Origin of the sequence: Aquabacterium humicola (assembly GCF_030167915.1) — a bacterium.
In the GTDB taxonomy this organism is placed as follows: domain Bacteria; phylum Pseudomonadota; class Gammaproteobacteria; order Burkholderiales; family Burkholderiaceae_C; genus Pseudaquabacterium; species Pseudaquabacterium humicola.
Genome location: NZ_JARGNB010000004.1, coordinates 539,026 through 560,449, shown reverse-complemented (window position 1 = coordinate 560,449; position 21,424 = coordinate 539,026). Strand labels below are relative to the sequence as shown.

General features: G+C 72.3%; 19 protein-coding genes. 6 read left to right on the top strand and 13 right to left on the bottom strand.

Going from position 1 to position 21,424, the window contains the following annotated elements; translation table 11 throughout:
* Window positions 1–186 precede the first annotated feature (186 nt).
* The 3 genes from P1K89_RS21270 to P1K89_RS21260 form a co-directional block, all read right to left on the bottom strand.
* On the bottom strand, window positions 187–648 hold the full coding sequence (locus P1K89_RS21270) for an Lrp/AsnC ligand binding domain-containing protein (protein WP_284618513.1): 462 nt from the start codon (window positions 646–648) through the stop codon (window positions 187–189).
* A gap of 156 nt (window positions 649–804) precedes the next feature.
* A complete protein-coding gene (locus P1K89_RS21265) occupies window positions 805–1,326 on the bottom strand; it encodes an Lrp/AsnC ligand binding domain-containing protein (RefSeq protein ID WP_284618512.1) in 522 nt (173 codons plus the stop codon).
* Window positions 1,327–1,474: 148 nt separating this feature from the next.
* Complete coding sequence (locus P1K89_RS21260) at window positions 1,475–2,743, bottom strand: Glu/Leu/Phe/Val family dehydrogenase (RefSeq protein ID WP_284618511.1); 1,269 nt, start codon at window positions 2,741–2,743, stop codon at window positions 1,475–1,477.
* Window positions 2,744–2,944: 201 nt separating this feature from the next.
* On the opposite strand from P1K89_RS21260, the gene proC reads away from it, so the two are divergent.
* A complete protein-coding gene (gene proC, locus P1K89_RS21255; RefSeq protein ID WP_284618510.1) occupies window positions 2,945–3,796 on the top strand; it encodes a pyrroline-5-carboxylate reductase in 852 nt (283 codons plus the stop codon).
* Window positions 3,797–3,811: 15 nt separating this feature from the next.
* Here the strand turns inward: proC and ubiA are convergent, their stop codons facing one another.
* The gene (gene ubiA, locus P1K89_RS21250; RefSeq protein ID WP_284618509.1) at window positions 3,812–4,717 is read right to left on the bottom strand and encodes a 4-hydroxybenzoate octaprenyltransferase; all 906 of its coding nucleotides are present in this window, start codon (window positions 4,715–4,717) and stop codon (window positions 3,812–3,814) included.
* 54 nt (window positions 4,718–4,771) lie between these two features.
* On the opposite strand from ubiA, the gene P1K89_RS21245 reads away from it, so the two are divergent.
* The 4 genes from P1K89_RS21245 to tssA all read left to right on the top strand — a co-directional run bounded on the left by P1K89_RS21245 (window position 4,772) and on the right by tssA (window position 8,857).
* On the top strand, window positions 4,772–5,740 hold the full coding sequence (locus P1K89_RS21245; protein ID WP_284618508.1) for a PfkB family carbohydrate kinase: 969 nt from the start codon (window positions 4,772–4,774) through the stop codon (window positions 5,738–5,740).
* On the top strand, window positions 5,737–6,669 hold the full coding sequence (locus P1K89_RS21240) for a pseudouridine-5'-phosphate glycosidase (RefSeq protein ID WP_284618507.1): 933 nt from the start codon (window positions 5,737–5,739) through the stop codon (window positions 6,667–6,669). Before P1K89_RS21245 ends, P1K89_RS21240 begins: the two co-directional genes overlap by 4 nt.
* 46 nt (window positions 6,670–6,715) lie before the next feature.
* On the top strand, window positions 6,716–7,606 hold the full coding sequence (locus P1K89_RS21235) for a hypothetical protein (protein ID WP_284618506.1): 891 nt from the start codon (window positions 6,716–6,718) through the stop codon (window positions 7,604–7,606).
* 339 nt (window positions 7,607–7,945) lie between these two features.
* Window positions 7,946–8,857: a type VI secretion system protein TssA gene (gene tssA / locus P1K89_RS21230; RefSeq protein WP_284618505.1), complete on the top strand. Its 912-nt coding sequence runs from the start codon at window positions 7,946–7,948 to the stop codon at window positions 8,855–8,857.
* A 39-nt stretch (window positions 8,858–8,896) separates the two neighbouring features.
* On the opposite strand, the gene P1K89_RS21225 is transcribed toward tssA, so the two are convergent.
* The 6 genes from P1K89_RS21225 to P1K89_RS21200 form a co-directional block, all read right to left on the bottom strand.
* The gene (locus P1K89_RS21225) at window positions 8,897–9,721 is read right to left on the bottom strand and encodes an OmpA family protein (RefSeq protein ID WP_284618504.1); all 825 of its coding nucleotides are present in this window, start codon (window positions 9,719–9,721) and stop codon (window positions 8,897–8,899) included.
* 141 nt (window positions 9,722–9,862) lie between these two features.
* Entirely contained in the window at window positions 9,863–10,852 is a 990-nt protein-coding gene (tagF, locus tag P1K89_RS21220; protein WP_284618503.1) for a type VI secretion system-associated protein TagF, read from the bottom strand.
* Window positions 10,853–10,910: 58 nt separating this feature from the next.
* Window positions 10,911–14,861 carry a type VI secretion system membrane subunit TssM gene (gene tssM, locus P1K89_RS21215; RefSeq protein ID WP_284618502.1) on the bottom strand — a complete coding sequence of 1,317 codons (3,951 nt, stop codon included), beginning with the start codon at window positions 14,859–14,861 and terminating at the stop codon, window positions 10,911–10,913.
* Between the two features lie 16 nt (window positions 14,862–14,877).
* The gene (locus P1K89_RS21210; protein WP_284618501.1) at window positions 14,878–16,338 is read right to left on the bottom strand and encodes a hypothetical protein; all 1,461 of its coding nucleotides are present in this window, start codon (window positions 16,336–16,338) and stop codon (window positions 14,878–14,880) included.
* A gap of 46 nt (window positions 16,339–16,384) precedes the next feature.
* Window positions 16,385–16,654 carry a PAAR domain-containing protein gene (locus P1K89_RS21205; protein WP_284618500.1) on the bottom strand — a complete coding sequence of 90 codons (270 nt, stop codon included), beginning with the start codon at window positions 16,652–16,654 and terminating at the stop codon, window positions 16,385–16,387.
* A 28-nt stretch (window positions 16,655–16,682) separates the two neighbouring features.
* Window positions 16,683–17,534: a M15 family metallopeptidase gene (locus tag P1K89_RS21200; RefSeq protein ID WP_284618499.1), complete on the bottom strand. Its 852-nt coding sequence runs from the start codon at window positions 17,532–17,534 to the stop codon at window positions 16,683–16,685.
* A 252-nt stretch (window positions 17,535–17,786) separates the two neighbouring features.
* On the opposite strand from P1K89_RS21200, the gene P1K89_RS21195 reads away from it, so the two are divergent.
* Entirely contained in the window at window positions 17,787–18,641 is an 855-nt protein-coding gene (locus tag P1K89_RS21195) for a hypothetical protein (protein WP_284618498.1), read from the top strand.
* 13 nt (window positions 18,642–18,654) lie between these two features.
* Here P1K89_RS21195 and P1K89_RS21190 read toward each other — a convergent pair whose 3' ends face one another.
* The 3 genes from P1K89_RS21190 to P1K89_RS21180 are packed head-to-tail and all read right to left on the bottom strand — an operon-like array spanning window position 18,655 to window position 21,420.
* Window positions 18,655–19,239 (bottom strand): hypothetical protein, encoded by a 585-nt coding sequence (locus P1K89_RS21190; protein ID WP_284618497.1) that lies wholly within the window; start codon window positions 19,237–19,239, stop codon window positions 18,655–18,657.
* Window positions 19,229–19,894 carry a GAD-like domain-containing protein gene (locus tag P1K89_RS21185; RefSeq protein ID WP_284618496.1) on the bottom strand — a complete coding sequence of 222 codons (666 nt, stop codon included), beginning with the start codon at window positions 19,892–19,894 and terminating at the stop codon, window positions 19,229–19,231. Before P1K89_RS21185 ends, P1K89_RS21190 begins: the two co-directional genes overlap by 11 nt.
* Window positions 19,891–21,420, bottom strand: coding sequence for a polymorphic toxin type 15 domain-containing protein (locus P1K89_RS21180; protein WP_284618495.1), 1,530 nt, complete (start codon window positions 21,418–21,420; stop codon window positions 19,891–19,893). The genes P1K89_RS21185 and P1K89_RS21180 overlap by 4 nt, the downstream gene beginning before the upstream one ends.
* Between the last annotated feature and the right edge of the window lie 4 nt (window positions 21,421–21,424).

Below are 21,424 nucleotides of genomic sequence, written 5' to 3'. Positions count from 1 at the left end.
GCAGCGAGTGGAGCTAAATGGACGGCGCGCCCCCGAGCCGCTCGAGCCCGGGAAGTCGGCCCCCCCGGGGCCGACCGCCGGAGTCGCGCGGTGCGGGCTGCCCGACCGCGCCTTTGTCGCTCCACAAGTCGCCAGTCCTTCGATTACGCATGCGAACGACCGCAAGGGGCGCAACCAGTCATCCACTCACACCGCGATGCGCGCCGTGTGCTTCACCTCCTCGACCACCGCAAAAGTGCGCAGGTCGCGCACGCCCGGCAGGCGCCAGACCACCGCGGCGACGAGATCGCGGTAGGCCGCCATGTCGGCGACGCGGGTCTTGATCATGTAGTCGAAGCAGCCGGCGACCTCGTAGCACTCGAGGATCTCGGGCCGCTGCTGCACCGCCGCGCGGAACGCATCGGAAACGTTCGCGCCGGTGTATTCGAGCCGCACCTCGGCGAAGACCAGCATGCCGGCGGCCAGCTTGGCCGGGTTCAGGATCGCCTCGAAGCCGAGGATGTAGCCATCGTCGACGAGACGCTTCACGCGTTCATGGGTCGCCGCGGCGGACAGGCCGACCACCTCGGCGAGTTTCTGCTTCGGCAGGCGGCCGTCGACCTGCAGCAGGCGCAGGATCTGGGCATCGATGTCGTCGAACGGGTGCATCGGGCGAACGGCTAGACGTTCCGCTACGGTGCCGCAGATCGACGGTTGGCTTTCACTGAATTCGCCCGCGCGCGGCGAGCGATGTGCGGCATTCGGTCTCGTGCGCCGAATGCGCCGGCCGGCTCGGATCGGGCTCAGATCACGGTCGGATCGCGCTTAGATCGGCAAGGCGGTGTGGTTCTTGACCTCTTCCATCACCGTGTAGGTGCGCGTCTCGCGCACGCCGGGCAGGCTCCAGATCACGGTGGCGATCATCTCGCGGTAGGCGCGCATGTCGGCCACACGGGTCTTGATCAGGTAGTCGAAGCCGCCGGCGACGAGGTGGCATTCGAGGATCTCGGGCCGGGCCTGCACCGCCGCCTTGAACATGTCCATCACGTCCGGTGCGGTGCGGTCGAGCAGCACCTCGACGAAGACCATCATGCCGGCGCCGAGCTTGCTGGGATTGAGCCGCGCCTCGTAGCCGAGGATGTAGCCGTCGCGCGTCAGGCGCTTGACCCGTTCGAGCACCGCGGTGGGCGACAGGTGCACCTGTTCCGCGAGCTTCAGGTTCGAGATGCGGCCGTCCTTCTGCAGGGCGCGCAGGATGCGGGCGTCGATCTTGTCGAGCCCGCGATCGGCAGGGCTCGCGCCCGCCGGGGCGGCGGGCGGTGTGGGATTCGGGGCGGTGTCGGCCATGGCGGCGAATTATCCAACTGCTATCGCGAACGACCGAACATCTATCCACGGGGTTTTCCCAAGCAGGACACCGCGGAACCGGCTCCGCCGGGCCGCTGGTGTCGCCCCCTTGAGGGGGTGGCGGCCGCCAGGCCGACTCGGGGGTGGGTCACGGATACAGGCCGCGTTCCTGGCGCGCCATCAGGATGCGCTCGCAGGCGACGGCGAAGGTCGCGGTGCGCAGCGTGACGCGGTGCTGGTCGGCGGTGTCCCAGATCTTGCGCAGCGCGCCGACCATGATCTTGTCCAGGCGCAGGTTGATCTCGTCCTCGGTCCAGAAGAAGGACGAGAAGTCCTGCACCCACTCGAAGTAGCTGACCGTCACGCCGCCGGCATTGCAGATCACGTCGGGCACGACGAGGATGTTGCGGTCGGCGAGGATGTCGTCGGCCGCCGGCGTCGTCGGGCCGTTCGCGCCTTCGAGCACCAGTTTGGCCTGCACGCGGCGGGCACGGTCGGCGTTGAGCTGGCCTTCGAGCGCGGCGGGGATCAGGATGTCGACCGGCAGGTCCCAGAACGCCTCGTTGTCGCAGACCTCGGCGCCCTTGAAGCCCGCGACGCCGCCGGTGTCGCGCACGTGGGGGATCAGCGTCGCGAGGTCGAGGCCGTTCGAGTTGACGATGGTGCCGGTGTGGTCCTGCGCGGCGACGATCTTCGCGCCGGCCTGGCCGAACAGCTCGGCGGCCGACGAGCCGACGTTGCCGAAGCCCTGCACCGCGACGCGCGCGCCTTCGAGCTCGAGGTTGATGCGGCGCGCGGCTTCACGGCCGGTGACGAACACGCCGCGGCCGGTGGCCTTGACGCGGCCCAGCGAGCCGCCCAGGTGGATCGGCTTGCCGGTGACGACGCCGGTCGACGTGGCGCCGGTGTTCATCGAGTAGGTGTCCATCATCCAGGCCATCACCTGGGCGTTGGTATTGACGTCCGGTGCCGGGATGTCCTGCTGCGGGCCGATGATGATGCCGATCTCGCTGGTATAGCGGCGCGTCAGGCGCTCCAGCTCCTTGGTCGACAGCCTCTTCGGGTCGACGCGGATGCCGCCCTTGGCGCCGCCGTAGGGCAGGTTCACCGCGGCGTTCTTGATCGACATCCAGGCCGACAGCGCCATCACCTCCTCGAGCGTGACGTCCGGGTGGTAGCGCACGCCGCCCTTGCCGGGACCGCGCGACAGGCTGTGCTGCACGCGATAACCCTCGTAGTGCGCGACCGTGCCATCGTCCAGCTCGATCGGCACGTCGACGATCAGCGCGCGCTTCGGGCGCTTCAGCGACTCGGCCCAGCGGGCCAGGGGCCCCAGGTAGGGGATCACGCGGTCGACCTGCGACAGGTAGGTGCCCCACGGGCTGTCGGCAGTCGGGTTGACGTACGAGAGGGTCATGAAAGGGTCCTGTTGGGAATGGTTCGAAACGGGAGCCTGTCGGCTTCGTGAGCCGCGCTGCGGCCCGTTCCGGCGCGCACTGTAGGGACCGCCGTAACCGCTGTGTTGCATCATGCATTCTTTGCATAACCCGTCCGTTCCCGGGTATGACGCGGCGCAGCAGGCCGGTTCGCCACGGCGGCGCTGTCTACACTGCGGCGCATGAACGCACTCGACCTGGCCCCCTCCGCCCACCCGACGATCGCCTTCATCGGCGGCGGCAACATGGCCAGCGCGCTGATCGGCGGGCTGCTGAAGACCGGCCGGCCGGCGGCCAGCGTGCTGGTGCTGGACCCCGGCGCCACGCAGCGCGAGAAGCTGCAGGCCGACTTCGGCGTGCGCACGCTGGCGGCGGCCGATGGCTCGCTGCGCGAGGCGGCGGTGGTGGTCTGGGCGGTCAAGCCGCAGCTCTTCAAGGAAGCCGCGGCGCCCTGCGCGGCGCACATCGGCGGCGCGCTGCAGTTCAGCGTGATGGCCGGGATCCGCTGCGCATCGATCGCCGCCGCCATCGGGGCAGAGGCGGGCAGCGCGCGCATCGTGCGCAGCATGCCGAACACGCCGGCGCTGATCGGCCGCGGCATCGCCGGGCTGTTCGCCACCGCCGCGGTGCAGCCGGCGGAGCGCACGCTGGTCGAGCAGCTGCTCGCGCCGACCGGGCAGACGATGTGGGTGGCCGCCGAAGCCGACCTCGACGCGGTGACCGCGCTGTCCGGGTCGGGCCCGGCGTATGTCTTCCACTTCGTCGAGGCGATGATGGACGCCGCCGCCGCGATGGGGCTGACGCCGGAGCAGGGCAAGCGCCTCGCGCTGGCCACCTTCGACGGCGCCGCGGCGCTGGCCGCGCAGTCGGACGAACCACCGTCGGTGCTGCGCGAGCGCGTGACTTCCAAGGGCGGCACGACCTACGCGGCGCTCGAATCGATGCGCGCCGACGGCGTGCACGCGGCGATCGTCAGGGCCGTGCGCGCGGCGCAGCAGCGCGCGAAGGAACTGGGCGACGAGTTCGGAAGCTGACGTCCGAAGCGGGCGTCAGCCGCGCAGCGCCAGGTCCAGCATCACGCCGGCGAACACCACCGCGCCGATCCAGTGGTTGATGCGGAACGAGCGGAAGCAGCCTTCGCGCGTGCGGTGGCGGATCAGCGTGAAATGCCAGGCGGCCAGCGCCGCCGCGACGCCGATGCCGACGAGGTACCAGCCGCCGAGGCCCAGCGTGCGGCCGATCGCCGCCCAGCTGCCGAGGTAGATCGCATACGCGGCCATGATCGCCGCGACGTCGAAGCGCCCCAGCGTGATCGCCGAGGTGCGCATGCCGATCTTCAGGTCGTCGTCGCGGTCGACCATCGCATACGCGGTGTCGTAGGCCAGCACCCAGAACAGGTTGCCGAGCAGCAGCCACCACGCATGCGGCGGCACCGCGGCGCCCACCGCCTGCAGGCTCCATTCGCGGCCGCCCTGCACCGCCGAGAAGGCCATCGGGATGCCGAAGCTGAAGGCCACGCCCAGCACCGCCTGCGGCATCGACACCACCCGCTTCGCATACGGATAGACCAGCGCGATCGCCAGCGCGGCGAAGGACAGCAGGATGGTCGGCGGGTTGGTCGTCAGCACCAGCGCGAAGGCCAGCAGCGCCAGCACCGCGCCGAAGCGCAGCGCGTTGCCCACGCTCAACGCGCCGCTGGTCACCGGCCGCTGCGCGGTGCGCTTGACGTGGCGGTCGAACTCGCGGTCGGCGACATCGTTGACGCAGCAGCCGGCACTGCGCATCAGGATCGTGCCGCCGATGAACACCCCCAGCAGGTGCCAGCCGGGAAATCCGTCGGCCGCGATCCACAGCGCCGACAGCGTCGGCCACAGCAGCAGCAGCCAGCCCGCGGGCCGGTCCCAGCGGATCAGGTCGAGGTACAGACGGGAGCGATCGAGGGACAGCGCGGACATCGGTGGAGATTGTTGCACCGCGGGTCGGTCGGACCCGCTTGTTAAGCTGGTCCGATGCCCACCTCTGCAGCGCGCATCGTCGTGATCGGCGGCGCCAACCTCGACATCGCCGGCCGGGCGACCGCGCCGGCCCGGCCCGGTGATTCGACGCCGGGCCGCGTGCACACCGCCGCCGGCGGCGTCGCCCGCAACATCGCCGAGAACCTCGCACGGCTGGGGCATGCGGTGCGGCTGGTCAGCGCGGTCGGCGACGACGACGACGGGCGCCGGCTGAAGCGCCTCACCGCGGCGGCCCGGGTCGATGCCGGCGGCTGCCGGGTGATCGCCGGCGCGCGCACCGCGCGCTACCTGTCGCTGCATGCCGAAGACGGCCGGCTGCTGCAGGCGGTCAACGACATGGCGGTGCTCGATGCGCTGGGGCCGGACGCGCTGGCGGCCGAAGCCGGCCGGCTGCGCCGCGCGGCGGCGGTGGTGGTGGACGCAAACCTGTGCGAGGCGGCGCTCGGCTGGCTGTTCGACCAGCCCATCGACGCAGCGCTGCATGCCGACGCGGTGTCCGCCGCCAAGTGCGAACGCCTGCGCACCGGCCTGGCCCGGCTGCACACGCTGAAGCTGAACCGGCTCGAGGCCGAGGTGCTGAGCGGCCTGCCGACGCGCACCGCGCGCCAGCGCGAGCGCGCCGCCGCGTGGTTCCATGCGCAGGGCGTGCGGCGCCTGGCGATGAGCCTCGGCGCCGACGGGCTGCGCCTGAGCGAGGCCGGCGGCGCGGTCTGCGAGCGGCCGGCCTGGCCGGTGCCGGTGCGCAACGTCACCGGCGCCGGCGACGCGCTGATGGCCGGCCTGGTGCATGCGCAGCGCGCGGGCTGGCCGCTCGAACGTGCCGCCGACTTCGCGCTCGGCTGCGCGGCGCTGACGGTGGGCATCGATGCCAGCAACCATCCCGGGCTGAGCGAACGTTCGGTGCGCGCGCTGCAGCGTCGCCGGCCGTCCATCGCCATCGCGGCGGCCGACAATCCGGCATGAGCCCACACCACCCCCTGCTCGACATCCACCCCGAGGTCGCCGCCGCGCTCGCCGAACGCCGCCCGGTCGTCGCGCTCGAATCGACCATCATCTCGCACGGCATGCCGTGGCCGCAGAACGCCGACACCGCGCTGGCGGTCGAGGCCGAAGTGCGTGCGCACGGCGCGGTGCCGGCGACGATCGCGATCATCGACGGCCGCCTGAAGGCCGGCCTCGCGCAGGACCAGATCGAGCTGCTCGGCCGCAGCGGCCATGAGGTCGCGAAGGTCAGCCGGCGCGACATGGCCGCGCTGGTCGCGCGCGGCGGCACCGGCGCGACCACCGTCGCCGCGACGATGATCGTCGCGGCGCTCGCCGGCATCCGCCTCTTCGCCACCGGCGGCATCGGCGGCGTGCACCGCGGCGCCGAAACGAGCTTCGACATCTCCGCCGACCTGCAGGAACTGGCGCGCACGCCGGTGGCGGTGGTCTGCGCCGGCGCGAAATCGATCCTCGACCTCGGGCTGACGCTGGAGTACCTGGAAACCCACGGCGTGCCGGTGATCGGCTACCGCACCGACCGGCTGCCGGCGTTCTTCAGCCGCGACAGCGACTTCGGCGTCGACCGCCGCCTCGACGACCCCGCCGAGATCGCGCGGCTGCTGCACGCGCAGTGGACCCTGGGCTTCGCATCCGGCGTGGTGGTCGCCAACCCGATCCCCGCGGCGCACGCGCTGCCGCGCGACACCATCGACCGCGCGATCGCCCAGGCGCTGGCCGACGCCGCCGCGCAGGGCATCGGCGGCAAGGCGGCGACGCCGTTCCTGCTGGCCAAGGTCAACGAGCTGACCGGCGGCGTGAGCCTGGCAGCCAACATCCAGCTGGTGCTGAACAACGCGCGGCTCGCGGCGGCGATCGCGCGGGACTACGCCGTGCTGTCATCGGCCTGACTCGGGTTCTCCCTAGCATGCCCGGCTCTTCGCAAGGGGTTGGGACATGCACACACCAGGGACGCGCGCCGGCATCGGCCGCCCATCGGCACGCCGCGCCGCGGCCGCCTTCGCCATCGCGTGCGGGCTCACGCTCGGTTCCGCCTTCGCGGCGCCGATGGCCCGCGCGGCCGACGGCGCGGCGGTGCTGGCGGCGGCCGAATTGCGCGTAGGCGTCGAGCGGCTCGCGAAGCTGCGGCTCGAGCTGGCGGCCTCGACCGACCCGGCCCGTGCGCGCGACGAGCTGGGCAAGGAACGGCAACGCGTGCTCGGCGCGCTCGAGCTGCTGCGCGCCGATCCCAGCCTCAGCGGCCGCCGCCGCGGCCAGGTGGCGCGGCTGGCCGAAGGCGTCACCGCCTTCGTCGAGCGCCTCGACGGCGCCGGGCCGCATGCGGGCCACGCCTGGCCGGAGGTCTACCGCGACAGCGAGGCGCTGGCCGCGCAGATGAGCTTCGTCAGCACCGGCCTGTCCGGCGAGATGAGCGACGCCGCGCGCGCCGCGCTGGTCGACCTGCTGACCCGCGCGGCCGCCACCGCGCTGCGCGTGGGCAAGCTGAACTTCGCCGCGGCCGCGGGGCCGGCCGGCGCGTCGAGTCCGACGGCGATCGCCGTCGACGTCAAGCAGGCGATGGGCGAGTTCAGCGCCGCGCTCGAAGCGATCTCGACCAGCAGCCTGCCCGACCGCCGCATGCAGGACGACCTGGAGCTGGCGCGCCAGCAGTGGCTGATGTTCAGCGCCGCGCTGAACGCCGGCGGGCTGGTCAAGGAGCGGCGCCGGCTGAACGAGGTGGCGACGACGGCCGACCGGATCGCGCAATCGCTGCTGGCGATCGCGCAACGCGCGATGCGCACCGGCCCGGCGCCGTCTGCGCCCGCCGAGCTCGCGCGGCGCGGCTGATCCACGGGCGGGCCGAAAAAAGGGCCCCCGCGCGGGCGCGGGGGCCGGAACCCGGTCAGCGGCTCAGGGAGGAAAGAGACGCTCCGCGCGAGGCGCGGTCAGGGCCGGGAAGCTGCGATTCAACCAGAATTTCGTAACGCGGGCGTATCGGGAGTCGCCCCGCCGAGGCGGCCGGCCGGCACCGGCCCACGGTCCGAACCTTCGCCTCCGCCGCCCGATGACGGCGCCGGGTGGCGCGCATCCCCCCAATTCCTCGGCGCTCGTAACGAACCGTTCGCCCATCTTGCGCGTTAGGCGCCGGCACAATGCCGGGCCTGCTCTCGACGCTTCGCCGACACGATGGACCTCACCACCGCGCAGCCGCTGCTGCACCCCATCGACGAGGCCTCGCCCTGCGGCGAGGACCTGTCGTTCAGCGAGGCGTTCGACACCATCGCCGAGCTGCGGCGCGAGGACGATCCGACGCTGCCGCTGGGCGAGTGGAAGGAAAAGGGCAAGGAGCCGAAGGTCGCCGACTGGGCGGGTGTCGAGTCGCTGTGCATGCAGCTGCTGCGCACCCGCAGCAAGGACCTGCGCCTGGCCGGCTGGCTGGCCGACGCGTGGGCGCAGCGGCGCGGGCTGGCCGGCCTGGCGGACGGGCTGGCGCTGTGCACCGGGCTCGTCGAGCGGCACTGGGACGACCTGCATCCGCTGCCCGACGGCGGCGACAGCGAACAGCGCATCGGCAGCCTGAACTGGCTGCTGACGCGGTGCACGCCGCTGGTGCGGCTGGCGCGCGATCAAGCCGCGGTGCCGCTGCGGCGCGCGGACGCCGAAGCAGCGCTGCGGGCGCTGGTCGCGCTGCAGGCATGCATCGACCAGCGACTCGGCGCCGACGGCCCGAGCTTCGTCGCGGCGCGCGAGGCGCTGAAGGCGCTGCTCGACGACCTGCCGGCGGAGGCCGACACCCCGCTCGATGGCGCATCGGACGGTGCACCGGCGCCCAACGGTGCCGCGAAAGCCGGCGCCGCGTCCGCGGGCACCGGCGGCCCGCCGCAGAACCGCGCGCAGGCGCTGCAGCAGCTGAAGCAGGTGGCCGAGTTCTTCCGCCGCACGGAGCCCCACAGCCCCGTCGCCTACCTCGCCGAGAAGGCCGCGCGCTGGGGCTCGACCGACCTGCACGGCTGGTTGCGCAGCGTGGTCAAGGACGACGGCGCGCTGTCGCAGCTGGAAGAGCTGCTCGGCGTCGAACCGCCGCCGTCGAACCACTGACGGCCCTCCGCGGCCAGCGATGGCCGCGCCGATGGTCTGCTAGGCGAGCAGGCGGAACTCGATGCGCCGGTTGCGCGCACGGCCGGCGGCGGTGGCGTTGTCGGCCAGCGGCCGGTCCGGCCCGAGGCCGGAGGTCACCAGCGCCGCGGCCGGGATGCCTTGCTGCACCAGGTAGGCCTTGACGCTGTCGGCCCGTGCGGCCGACAGCAGCAGGTTGTTCGCGCGGCCGCCTTCGGCATCGGTGTGGCCGACGATCTCGAAGCGCCGGCCCTGCAGCTGGCGCAGAACCGGCAGCAGGTCGTCGAGCACACGCTGGCCCTCGGGCGTCAACGTCGCGTTGCCGGTCTGGAACTCGATGATGCGGTTGGCGATCGCCGCGTCGAGCTGCTGCTGGCCGCTGGCGCCGATGCGCAGCGCATCCCGCACGCTGTAGGTCGGGTTGTCGAGCCGCGCCGACAGGCCCTTGAGCACCAGCGCCTGGGTCTGCGCGCTGTCGACTGCGCCGGCCACCTCGACCACGTTGCCTTCGATGCGCAGCTGGCCTTGCGTCACGCGCTTCAGGTCCGGCGTGATCAGCTTCTGCACCTGCTCGCTCCACTTCGGCGGCGCGGCCAGCGCCGCGACGCCGAGCTGGTCGACCACGCGCTCGGCGCCGTAGAGCGCGCGCACGCGGGCGACGATGGCCGCGCGCGTCGATTCATCGGGCACGGTGCCCGAGACCACGACCTTGGGCGCGTTCGACGCGGCAGCGAGTGCGGCGGGCGCGGTCGTCTGCGCGGACGCCGCGGCCGTCAGCAGGGCCGCGGCCAGCAGCGTGCCCGGCGCGGCGAGGCCGCTGCGGCGGCGGGGCTTTGCGGTGCTCATGTTGCCCCCTTGGCGCTGCGCGCCGTCCCCCCGAGGGGGAATTCGCCCTTCGGGCGGCCGTGCGGGCTCATGTTGCCCCCTTGGCGCTACGCGCCGTCCCCCCGAGGGGGAATTCGCCCTTCGGGCGGCCGTGCGAGCTCATCACTCCCCCAGGAAAGCTTCGTTGAAGGTGGCGCGCGCCTGCGCCAGCGACAGCGGCGGCTGCTGCAGGTAGCTGCCGAGCTTGCGCAGCGCGTAGTCGGCATCGGCGGATTCGTCGACCCACAGCGGCGCGAGCAGGTCGACGAACTGCTCGCGCGCGGCCACCTGGTCGAGCGCGGCATGCAGCAGCGACGGTGCGTCGCCGGAGAAGCCCACCGCCAGGCTCGGCGCGCGACCGGGCAGCGTGCGCGGCAGGAACAGGCCGATCTCGAAGTCGCCGCGGGCGAGGAACTTCGCCACCAGGTCCAGCCACCAGGTCGCGGCATAGGCCTGCGTCGCCGGATCGTGTGGCAGCGGCAGCTTCAGGCCCTTCTCGAGCCGGTGCGCGCCGCTGGCCGGCACCGGCTGCAGCAGCAGCCCGAGCGCGAGCAGCGCACGCCGCAGGTCGGCCTGCGGCGCGGCGGCGACCAGCTGCGATTGCAGCGAGCCGATGGTCTGCAGCTCGAGGAAGTCGCGGTAGCCGGCTTCGAAGGCCAGCGGGTCGGTCTCGATGCGGCCGCGCCAGTCGTTCAGCTGGTTCAGCAGCGGCACCGCATCATCGGCGGCATGCGCCGCGTCGGCGCGCTGCGCGAGCTCGCGCCACAGCTGCGTCAACGCCATCGGCGCGCGCTGCATGAAGGCCAATGGCGCATCGACCTCCAGCTTGCCGACGATCACGAACGGGAAGCGGCGGCCCGAGGCATCGGTGCTCGCCAGCAGGTGGCCGGCCACCAGCGCGCGGCTGCGCACGCCGAGGAAGGCGAAGCTGCAGGCCCCGGCCTGGTCGTAGACCTCCTTCCAGCGCGGATCGCGGGCCATCAGCTCCAGCGCCGAGGTCAGCCACTGGTCGAGGCGGCGCGTCAGGCCGTCGCCGTCGACGTTGCGCAGGAAGTCGCCGCGCGAGGGCAGCTTGCCGAAATACACCAGCTCGACGGCTGCCGGACGGCTCATGGCGCACCCCTGCGCACTGCGCGCTGCGGGATTCGCGCTTCGGAGCGGCCGGGCGCGCTCATGGCCACACCTTTGCGCGCCCGGCGGCCGACGCCGCCAGCGCGACCGGCACCGCGGCCGGCAACGCGTCGTCGCCGCCGGCGATGAGCGCCGGCAGCTTCAGCCCGCGCAGGCCGCCGTTGGCGGTGGCCGGTGCAGCCGTGGCCGCGGCGGCGCTGGCACCGGGCTGGCTGATGACGCGCAAATGCAGCGTCACCGCGACCGGCCCTTGCGACCAGCTGAGCTCGTGGGCACCGTCGGGCAGCTTGCGTCGCTCGGCGGTCTCGAACATGCGCTGCAGCCCGAAGCGGCCGGGCACGTTCAGCAGCTCGACGCTGCGGCCTTCGACCGTCACGCCGGTGATGCGCGCGCCCGGCGTGCCGGCGGCGTTCGGCCAGACAAAGGGCGTCCACACCGCGGCGCCGTTGCGGTAGCGCAGCACCTGGCCGTCGATCTCGACGGTGTATTCGCTCAGCGCCGGCGCGCCCTGCGGCAGGACCTGGAAGCTGGTCTGCGCCGGGCCCGCGGGCGCCGCTGCGGTGGCTGCGCCGCCACTGCCCCCGCCGGCCGCCCCCTCGAGCGGCGCGACCCAGCCGGCGAACTGCGCGCTGAACTCGGGCTTCAGGCGCACGCCCATGTCGAGCCAGGTGCGCGCGACCATGCTGTCGCCGCGCCGCAGCACCAGCGGCCCCAGCGACTCGTCGGCGAACTTCGCGACCGCGCCGCCCGGCCCGAACAGCTTGCCGATCTCCTGCGGCACCGCCTCGACCTTCGATTGGGCGTCGAACGGGTACTTGCCCGCCAGCGTGCGCTGGAAGGGCTCGTGCACCTGCGCGGCCCAGGCGCGGTTCAGCTCGGTCTCCGCCGGCGGCCGCAGCACCGCGAAGGCCTGCATCAGCGGCCGCAGCAGCAGCGGGCGCAGCGCGGCGCGCGCGCTGTCGCTCATGCCGGCCAGCATCTGCTCCTCGACCAGGCGCACCGCGCCGGCGAACTCGGATTGGCCGCCTTCGAGCGTCGCGGCCATCAGCTTGCGCGCGGCCGGTCCGGGGTCGCCCTGGGTGGCCATCTCGTTGAAGCGGGTGCGGATAGCGCCCAGCGACTTGAGGTACTCGCCCAGCAGCGGCGTCGCGCCGGGGTCGCGCGGTGTCATCAGCTTGTGCAGCGCGGCGAACTCGCGGCCGATCGGTCCCATCGGCACCGCGCCGTCCGGCCCCGCGACATCGACCCGGACGTCGACGCGCGACGGCGCCATGCGCAGGATGCTCTGCCTGAACCACTCGACGAAGCCCCGCTGCACCTGCCCCAGCCGCTCGTTGAGCACCGTCGGGTTGTCCCACGAGGTCTGGTCGTTCAAGGTCGTCAGCACCTGCCTGATCGGCGAGGCGGCCGGGTCGCCGAGGCGGTTCATCTGCTGCACGGCGACGCCGAAGTTCGGGAACTCGGCCACCGCGATGCCCTGCAGGAAGCGCTGCCACTCGCGCACGTACTCGGTCTTGTACAGCTCGGTCAACGACTTGCGGATGTGGTCCGGGCTGCCCTCGAGCGTCAGGTCGTCGCGCGCAGCGGTCTGCAGCACCCAGTCGGTGCTCTGCAGCTCGCCGTTGGCGGCGTCCTTGAAGGCCTTCTCGATGTAGCCGTCCCAGGCCTCGCGGGTGAAGGTGCCCGACACCACCGCGCTGCCGGCGATCACGCCCCGGCCGGCCTCGCCGACGATGTTGGCCACCGTGACCTGCGCGAACCGCGTCGACGCCCGCGCCTTGACCTCGGCATAGACCCGCTCGCGCGCCGGCATGCCGCGCATCACGCGGCGCAGGTTGGCGCGGGTCGCATCGACCAGCGTGAAGTTGTTGTCCAGCGTCGGGAACGCCGGGTCCTGCAGTTGCGCCATCGCGAAGCTGATCAGGCCTTCGGCGCGGCGCTTGTAGACATCGGCCGGCTGGCTGCCGCGCTGCTGCTCGAGCCAGCCGCGCCAGAAGCGCGCGATCTGGTCCTTCAGGTGGCCGGGCTCCATGCGCTGGCGCTCGGCGAGCATCAGGTAGGTCTTCAGCGCGCTGTAGGCATCCTCGACGTCGGTGGGGGAGGCGTCCGCATAACGCGACAAAGGTGCGGGCGCGGTGGACGCCGCCGCGGCCGAGACCGCGCCCGTGGCGGCGGCCGGCGTGCCGGTCAGCGCCGTGGTCAGGACGCGCGCGCCGGACTCGGGCGGCCGCGTCAGCGGCTGCAGCTGCTCGGCATGGCTGTTGACCTCGCCGAGGTAGCCCTCGATCGCGCGCGCCACCGGCTGCAGCAGCACCTGGCGCAGGCCGGCGAAGTATTCGTCGCGCAGCTTGCGCTCGATCGCCTCGCCCTGGTACAGCCCGAAGCCGAGGCCGAAGGGGCGCTTGTCCTGCCAGCCGGCGAGCTGCTCGATGCGGTACTGCAGCAGCTCCAGCGCCTCCAGCCGCGCGCCGAGGTCGACGCGCCCCTCCTGCAGCCGCTGCGCCTGCGCGAGGTCGGCCTGCACGTCCTGCAGCAGCTGGCGGTTGCCGAGCCAGGCCCAGCTCCAGCCGGCCAGCGCGATCGCCAGCACGCCGACCGCGACGGCGAAGGCCGCCAGCCGCAGCCGCTGCCGCGAGCGGCTGGCGTACTGCTGCACCAGGTGGCGGTCGGCGAAGATCACGCGCTGGAACAGGTCCTTCAGGAAGAAGCCGTTGGCGGCGACCACGCGCGCGGTGGTGCGCTCGCGCCGCGCGCCCAGCGCGAAGCGGCGTGCCACCTCGTCGCTGGCGCGGCTGCTGGCCGAGCCTTCCTGCACCGCACTGGTGAAGTAGAAGCCGCGGAAGACCGGGCGGAACTGATAGGGGTTGTCCTCGAACAGCGTGGCGACGAACGCGCGCAGCGCCGGCTTCGCGGCATCGAACTCGAGCGGGAAGGTCAGCAGACCCGTCGGCAGCGCCTCGCCCCGCTGCAGCGACATGCGCGCGAGCGCGATCTCCTTCAGGCCGTCGCGCAGCTCGTCGAAGTGACGGTCGAAGGCGGTGACGGCATCGATGCGGCCGGCACCGTCGTTCGTGCCGCCGGCCGCACCGCCGGCCCCACCGCCCGCTTCGGGCACGAAGGGCAGCGTTGCGCCCCATACGCGGTCGCGCTCGGCGCGATCGAAGTCCTCGAAGAACTCGACGAAGCCGGCGATCAGGTCGGCCTTCGTGAATACCAGGTACAGCGGCGCGAAGACCTCGAGCTTCTCGGTCAGCTCCTGCACGCGCTGGCGCAGGCGCTTGGCGAGCTGGATCGCGCCCTCGGGCTTGCCCTGCATCAGCTCCGCGACGCTGACGGCAACGACGATGCCGTTGATCGGCGCCAGCGGCCGGTGCTTCTTCAGCAGGCCGAGGAAACCAAGCCACTCGGCATGGTCCTCCTCGTGCACCGCGTAGCGGCCGGCGGTGTCGAGCAGGATGCCTTCGCTGGTCATGAACCAGTCGCAGTTGCGCGTGCCGCCGATGCCTTGCACCACCGCCGCTTCGAGCCGGCTGCCATCGGCCGCGAGCGGGAAGTTCAGGCCCGACTTGATCACCGCGCTGCTCTTGCCGGCGGCCGGGTTGCCGATGACCATGTACCAGGGCAGCTCGTACAGCGCGGCGGCGCCGCTGAGCTGCCCGAGGCGCGAGCTGCGGATCGTCCTCACCGCGCTCAGCAGGCGGTCGCGCAGCGCTTCGGCCGGCACGCGGTCCTCGGCGCGGATCGTCAGCGTGGCCTGTTCGGCATCGTCCTCGATGGCCTCCTGCAGGCGCCTGGCGGCGCGGTGGGCGCGCACGCGCTTGACGAGCCAGGCGACCAGCGCGATCAGCAGCGCGGCACCGAGCAGCAGGCCGGCCCAGACCAGCGCGACTTCGAGCTCGCGCGCGCCGAGGAACAGGAAGGCGGCCAGCGCGGTGAGGCCGAGCACGGCCAGCACGCGGGCATCGAACAGCAGGGACCAGAAGCGGTTCATCGCGGAAGCAGTGCGGTCAGGACGCCGCCGGCGCGCACGCCAGCAGGGCGAAGCGCCAGTGCGTGTCGCCCAGCGACAGCGCGGCGCAGGGTCGGCGCTCGGCCTTGGCCAGCGCGGCCGCGGCGGCGATCAGCATCAGCGGCGCGGCCCCGCCATGGCCGGCCACGCTGCCGGTCATCGCCAGGTGCTCGGCGGGGTCGAGCTGCGGCAGCAGCTTCAAGGTCGCGCCGAAGAGCTCGGTGCCGCGCTGCGAATGGCGGTCGGCGTCGCAGACCAGCCCGCCGAGCTCGGACGCCGGCAGCTTCGCGTGCGCCAGCGCGCCGGCGAGCACGTCGATCGCCGTCTGGCTCGACACGCCGCCGGCCGCCTCGACCGACTTGTCGCGCCGCAGCGCCGCGGCGCGGTGCAGCCGCAGCGGCGGGTCGTCGGCCTGCGGGTCGGCCGGCCAGTCGTGCGGCGCCAGCAGCAGCGCGCAGGCGCTCTCGGCCGGCATCAGGCCCCGCGGGTGGGCGCCGGCATCGAACAGGCGGCGCTGGTGCTCCAGCGCGGCGACCGCGTCGTCGCTCAGGTCGCTGTGCGTGGCCAGCAGCAGCAGCGGCGCGGACGGCGCGTCGGCCGCCTGCGGATCGGGGCGCTGCAGGCGCCGCTCGACATCGAGCCACAGCTCGGCGCCGGACAGCACGCTGCCGTGGAAGCGCAGCTGCGAGGGTTCGATCGGGCCCGCAGCGCATTGCTCGCGCGTCCAGCGTTCGGCCAGCGCACGCTCGGCATCGGACCACGCGGCTGGCCAGCTCATCAGCACCTGCAGCCGCGGCCAGCGCAGCGTCGCCGACGGCGGCGTGGGCAGCCCCTGGCCGGCGATCTCGAGGTCGGCATCGGGGTCGGCGAAGCGCTCGCGCCACGGTGACAGCGCGAGCAGCGCGCCCGCCAACGGCGCCTGCAGCGCGGCGAGCGCGCGCTGCACGTGCAGCGCGACGGGCTCGTCCTCGGGCAGCGTCGGCAGCGACTCGTTCAGCTCGGCGAGCGGCAGGTCCGCGATGCGGTGGCTCATCACCGGCAGGCCGTCGGCATTCGTCAGGTGCGCATCGAGCGCGGGCAGCGGCTGGTTGGCCTTCGCGGCGCCCACCAAGTCGGAGGGGTCGGAACCGGCGGCGCAACACAGGTGCGCGGCCAGCAGCTGCAGCGGCGGGGCGTCCTGCGCGGCCGGCGGCGAAGCAGCGGCCGCGCTGCCGCTGGCTGCACCGGCCGACGCCGCGGCCACGGCGCCACCCGCCGCCTGGCGGGCCACCGCGGACCGCCAGGCCAGGCGCAACAGCAGCACCAGGCCGAACGCGACCAGCGGCAGCAGCACCAGGTAGCGCAGCAGCTCGTCGCCGCTGGGCGCGTGGCCGGCACTGCGCCAATGCCAGGTGATGCCGAGCCAGGCCAGGCAGCAGATCGCCACCAGCATCGCGGTGTGCTTCAGGATCGTCGTCATCGGGGCCAGGGGTCGCGGGCAGGGGCGGGCGCTGCGGCGGCAGCGTTCACAGGTGGTCGATCGTCGGATGCTGCGAGTGGAAGATGCGCGCGCCGCAGGCCGTCATGTCGCCGTCGCGGGCGACCGGCTGGCCGTCGACGATGCAGGTGGGATCGCCGGTGGCGATGACGTTGATGCCATGGCCCGGCACCGGGCAGCTCACCTTGTCGCCCAGCCGCGCGATCGGCACGCCGTGGGTGTCGGTGGCCGGCGCGGCGGAGATCACGAAGCCGCCATGGCTGTGACGGTCGCCGAGGATGATGACGGGACGGGGCATCGACACGTTCCTTTCGTTCGGTTCGGCCTCAGCGAGGCGCGGGGCGTACCGCGCCGGCGCGGCGCAGCTCGACGTGGCCGTAGTCGAGCAGCGTTCGCCAGCGACCGCCCCAATGCAGGCCGAGCGACTCGGCGAGCGCGCCGTAGTGCTCGTAGGCGCGCTTCGCCCACGGGTCGGTCTCGGCGATCACGATGCGGCCCTCGCGCAGGAAGGCGACATCGGCGGCCAGGCCGTGCTGGTGATAACTTTCGAAAGCCGCAGCCTGCGTCACCGCCGGCCCGAGCGCGGCGAGCGCCGCCTGGCGCTCGGGGCTGCGGTAGCCTTCCAGCAGCACCGCGTCCACGCCGTGCTGTTCCTTCAGCTGCCTGAAGACCAGCAGCAGGCGCTGGCGGAAATCGGGGTCGAGCAGCTCCCACTGGCGGCTCGCGCTGCCGATCAGCGGCTTGGCGACCGCCAGCTCCGCGGTGGCGAAGATCTCCGGCGGCAGCGGGGGCGGGGGCACCAGCTGCTCGCCCTGCAGCAGCGCGGCGATGCGTTCATCGACGGCGCGCGCCACCGTGTGGTCGTAACCGTCGAAGCGGTGCCAGCCGCGCAGCAGCAGCGCTGCAGCGGGCAGCAGCAGCAGCGCTGCGAACGCGGCCGCCAGCCGCCAGCGCCGCTGCACGAGGCCGCGCCAGCCGTCGGCCAGCGCCGACGCGGTGCGGCCCTGGGCCTGCGCGGCGAGCCGCCCGCCGGCGCCGAGCCAGCGTTGCGACATCGAACGCCCGCCGCCGACGAGCCCGAGTGTCCAGGCCTGCGCCCGCACGCGCACCGGCGGCAGCAGCCACACGGCCAGCAGCGCCGTCGCGACGAGGAAGTAGAGGATCACGCCGAGCAGCATGCAGAGGTCAGGCGTCGGATGTCGTTACCGATGGACGATGTTTTCAGGTGATAGCAACGCCTAGAATCCGCGCCCATCGGGCGTGGCCCTCTCCGCGGCCATCCGCCCTCAGCAGTGAAAGGCGACGCCTTGTCCGAACCCGACGCGACCCCGTCCCACCCTGCAGCGCAGCGGCCCAGCCTGTTGCCCGCGGCCGGCAACGGATTGGAGCCGATGCCAACGCGGCGAATGCTCGACGGATTAGGGGGGCGCTTGCCCGATCCCCGCGAACGCGGGTTTCGCTGGCGCTGGATCGGAGCGGCCATCGCGCTGCTCGTGGCGCTGGGGGCGTGGCAGGCGGCGCCGCTGTCAATACCCAAGCCGCTCGAGCTAGCGCGTGCGTTACACGGCCATACAAACGATACGGCGCTTGTGGCGGCGGAGCCGCAGGAGGCCGCGAGCGCGGCGAAGGTGGACGCGGCGGTGGAGCCCATCGCGGCGCCCGCGAACCCTGCGGCGTCTGCGCAATCCACGGCAGCCGCAGCCCACGATGTCGTGGAAGGCATGCCGCCGGTCCTGGTGCCCACGGTCGGCCAGGCCGCGAGCACGACCGATGCGGCGCCGCCGCCTGTGATCGCCGTCGCGGCCGCACGCCCGAAGGCCGTGACTGCGCCGGCACGCGAGGTGCCGCGCGCCCGGCCGGCTTCTGCCAGGCCTGCGTCGACGGTTGCTGCCACAGCCCAAGCCGCCCCGCCCGCGCCCGCCCCCCGGGCCGCGCCCAACCCCGAGAACCGCGACCGCGATGCCGACCTGATCGCCGCGCTGATGGCCCATGCCGCGCCGCGGCCTGCCGACGCGTCGCCCGCGCGGGGCGACGGGCGACCCACGACCACCGTGCTGCGCAGCACGGCCATCGTCCCGGACAACAAGCCGGTCGAACCGGCCGTGCGCGCGCGCCTCGATCAGCGCGTGCAGCGCTGCAAGCAGCTCGACGGCCGCGACGCCGTCGTCGCCTGCCGGCGCAAGGTCTGCGAGCAGCACTGGGGACGACTGGCGGCGTGTCCGGTCAAGTTGATGCCGGCGGCCGTGCATGCCGGCGTCGGCACGCGTCCGGCAGCGATGCCTTGACGCATCGCGGCATTCAATCCATCCAGCCCTTCAGCGGATTCGGCCGGTCGCGACTCACCACCGGACCCGACGGCCTGTCAGCAATCCAGTCGATGGTCGAGAGGTCGTCGTAGGCGCAGCCGAGCAAGCGGTTGCGGTCCAGGCTGGGGTGGCTGAACGCATCCACCGTGATCGAGGCCGCCGGCCCGACCCTGCGGCGCAGCAGATGTTCATCCGGGGTCCTCGCCAGGTCGAGGTCCATGGCGATCTCATCGGCGCTTTCGGTTCCGGGCAGCACGGCAAGGATGCGCATGCGCGCCACGACGACTTCATGCGCCTGGCGACCGTGAATCGTCACCGGTCGAGACAGCCTGTAGACGTCGGCCGTTGGCGACTCCAGCCGCCGATGCCGGCGCCGGAAGTCGGGCCGAGCCCGGGCCAGCGACCGGATCAGGCCAGGCAACTCCTTGGCCTCTGCCTTGCACGTCAGCGCGCGCTCGAGCAGGCCATTGGCGGCCGCTGCGGCGCCAAGCGGCAGCAGCAGCGCCCCGGCCAGACAGCCCCATGCGAGCGACTTGCCCAGCGCCCGCAGACCTGCACACACCCAGTCACCCGCCACGCAGGGACTGGATGTCGACGTTGGAGAACGGCATCGACGGCGCGCCGAACTGGCGCAGGATGGTCAGGTGCGGATCGATCTTCAGTTTGCGCAGGTTCTGCAGACGATTCGCGCCCCCGGCGACCAGCGCCGGCTCGAAGCCGTACATCTCGTCGGGGGCGAGCGCGCCCAGCGCGTCCAATGCACGCTCGAACAGCGGCACGCCATCGCCGTCGGTGAAGTCGAAGCGCTTCAATGCGCTCGACGCGAAGAACGAGCGGATCGAACGGTCCCGTGCTTCGGCGTCCTTGGCCTTGAGGTCCTTCGCCAACGCCGAGATCGCATTGAGCAGGCAGTTCACGGTCGCGCTGCGTCCGCTGCGCTCGCCGCACAGGTAGAGATCGCCGAACGCCGAGCGCGCGATCACGTGATACGCATCGACCTGCTCCAGCGGCGAATCGGCAAGCCATTCGTCGACGAGGTCTTCATAGTCGTCGGGGTCGACGGTCCACAACAGGCCGCGCGCGTAGCCGCACCAGCCTTCATCGATCCAGTACGACAGCAACTGGTCCGGCAGCTTGCCGCGCCACTTCGCGATCGCGTCGGCGGGCACATCGACGCGATGCGTGGGTTCGCCGAACTTGCTGATGAAGTATTCGAAGTCGTCGTCTCTCATCTCAGTCCATTGCCTCGGCACACCTCGAGCTTCACATTCATGCGCTCGCCGCCGCGACCGTTCGCGATCGCATCGTCGGCAGCGGCGTCCATGCCCGACAGGCGTCCATTCTGATTCCAGCTGGCGCCGACCGACGAATTCACGTCGGTGCGCCCCATCGTCTTCGGCTGCGGATCCGCCCAGCCGCCCGCCACCATGTCCGGCTCATGGAGGGCAGCGAGCTTCTTCATGAGGTCGTCGGTCTGACGAGCCGCCTCGGCTTCGGCTTGCGCCGGCTTCATGCCGCCTGCACGCAGGCTGTCGAAGATGCTTTCCTTGACCTCGTCGGCGAAACGCTCGGCGTACTGTTCCTGGGCCGTCTTGGCAGCGGGATTGCGGCCCTGGCGGCTGTAGGCATCCCGTGCGGCCTTGTACTGCGCCGCCGTCATGTTGTTGATCTCGTCCTGCTGCCGCTGCAGCTGCTTCGACATCTCCTTGAGATAGGCCTTCTGCTCGTCCGGCGTCATGCGCTGGAACTTCTTCTTGTCGTACGGATGGAAGCAAGGCACCCGGTGCGGCGTCGGGTCAGGCGGCCGGCGCGGCGGTTCGCGCGGCGGCTGCACCTCCTCCTGTGCATGCCGGTTGCTCTGCCCGCCCGGTGTCGCGTCGTAGTTGCCGGCCTCTTTCTTCTCGGCCTTCAGCATCTCGTCGATGCGGGCCGTGATGCGCTGCGCGACGTCGGTCAGCACGCCGGCGATCCGGTCGACGATCTCCTTGAAGAGCTGCGCCAGCTGCTGCAGCTTCGCCTTGACCGCGCCCATGGCGTACTTCGCAGCGGCCTCGGCCTTCGCGCGCGCGCTCTCGAAGGCGCGCTTCGCGTGCGTCGCGGCCTGCTGCGCGGCTTGCTGCCAATCGAACTTGCGCAGCCAATCGATCGGCGCACGCGCCCACGGGCAGCCGGCCTTGATGCGCTCGAAGGAGCGCTCGATCCACTCCATCTGCTTGAGCAGGTCGAGCAGCGGGGTGCCCTTCTTGATCGCCACCTTGGCGACCGTCTTGATCGCGCTGCCGAACTCGGGCACGAAACCGATGCAGGTCAAGCCGAGCGCGACCCAGTGCTCGGGGTTCTGGCGCGCCTCGGGCTCGCTCAGCGCGATGCAGTTGGCGATGACGTCGCGCACGTCGCAGGCCTGGTCGACCAGCGGGATCAGGCTGATGATGCCGCCGACGATCACCTGACCGGTGGTCGGGTTCTTGTTGAAGTCGCCCTGCAGCGCGCCCCACAGCCACTTCGCGCCCTGCAGGGTCGCTTCGGCCTGGTAGCTCTGGCTGACGGCCTGGTTGTACTGGCCCTGGCCGGCGTAGAACAGCAGCTTCTCCCACCACGGCATGCCCGGCGGCGGCTTGCTGAAGTCGTACTCGAGCCGGCGGGGCGCGGTCGGCTCGCCGATGTGCCGGCTCAGATGCACACCGGCATCCCAGAAGGAACGCTGCGCCGGTTCGGGCAGCTTCGCGATGCCTTGCCAGAAGGTGACGGCGTCGCTCATCGCC

Excerpts from the sequence above, each read along its gene's own strand:
- P1K89_RS21265 (WP_284618512.1), bottom strand. The coding sequence starts at position 1,326 with ATGGCCGACACCGCCCCGAATCCCACACCGCCCGCCGCCCCGGCGGGC.
- P1K89_RS21180 (WP_284618495.1), bottom strand. The coding sequence starts at position 21,420 with ATGAGCGACGCCGTCACCTTCTGGCAAGGCATCGCGAAGCTGCCCGAA.
- P1K89_RS21225 (WP_284618504.1), bottom strand. The coding sequence starts at position 9,721 with ATGAGCACCGCAAAGCCCCGCCGCCGCAGCGGCCTCGCCGCGCCGGGC.
- P1K89_RS21200 (WP_284618499.1), bottom strand. The coding sequence starts at position 17,534 with ATGCTGCTCGGCGTGATCCTCTACTTCCTCGTCGCGACGGCGCTGCTG.
- P1K89_RS21205 (WP_284618500.1), bottom strand. The coding sequence starts at position 16,654 with ATGCCCCGTCCCGTCATCATCCTCGGCGACCGTCACAGCCATGGCGGC.
- ubiA (WP_284618509.1), bottom strand. The coding sequence starts at position 4,717 with ATGTCCGCGCTGTCCCTCGATCGCTCCCGTCTGTACCTCGACCTGATC.
- tssM (WP_284618502.1), bottom strand. The coding sequence starts at position 14,861 with ATGAACCGCTTCTGGTCCCTGCTGTTCGATGCCCGCGTGCTGGCCGTG.
- tagF (WP_284618503.1), bottom strand. The coding sequence starts at position 10,852 with ATGAGCCGTCCGGCAGCCGTCGAGCTGGTGTATTTCGGCAAGCTGCCC.
- P1K89_RS21260 (WP_284618511.1), bottom strand. The coding sequence starts at position 2,743 with ATGACCCTCTCGTACGTCAACCCGACTGCCGACAGCCCGTGGGGCACC.
- P1K89_RS21235 (WP_284618506.1), top strand. The coding sequence starts at position 6,716 with ATGCACACACCAGGGACGCGCGCCGGCATCGGCCGCCCATCGGCACGC.
- proC (WP_284618510.1), top strand. The coding sequence starts at position 2,945 with ATGAACGCACTCGACCTGGCCCCCTCCGCCCACCCGACGATCGCCTTC.
- tssA (WP_284618505.1), top strand. The coding sequence starts at position 7,946 with ATGGACCTCACCACCGCGCAGCCGCTGCTGCACCCCATCGACGAGGCC.
- P1K89_RS21270 (WP_284618513.1), bottom strand. The coding sequence starts at position 648 with ATGCACCCGTTCGACGACATCGATGCCCAGATCCTGCGCCTGCTGCAG.
- P1K89_RS21185 (WP_284618496.1), bottom strand. The coding sequence starts at position 19,894 with ATGAGAGACGACGACTTCGAATACTTCATCAGCAAGTTCGGCGAACCC.
- P1K89_RS21210 (WP_284618501.1), bottom strand. The coding sequence starts at position 16,338 with ATGACGACGATCCTGAAGCACACCGCGATGCTGGTGGCGATCTGCTGC.
- P1K89_RS21245 (WP_284618508.1), top strand. The coding sequence starts at position 4,772 with ATGCCCACCTCTGCAGCGCGCATCGTCGTGATCGGCGGCGCCAACCTC.
- P1K89_RS21240 (WP_284618507.1), top strand. The coding sequence starts at position 5,737 with ATGAGCCCACACCACCCCCTGCTCGACATCCACCCCGAGGTCGCCGCC.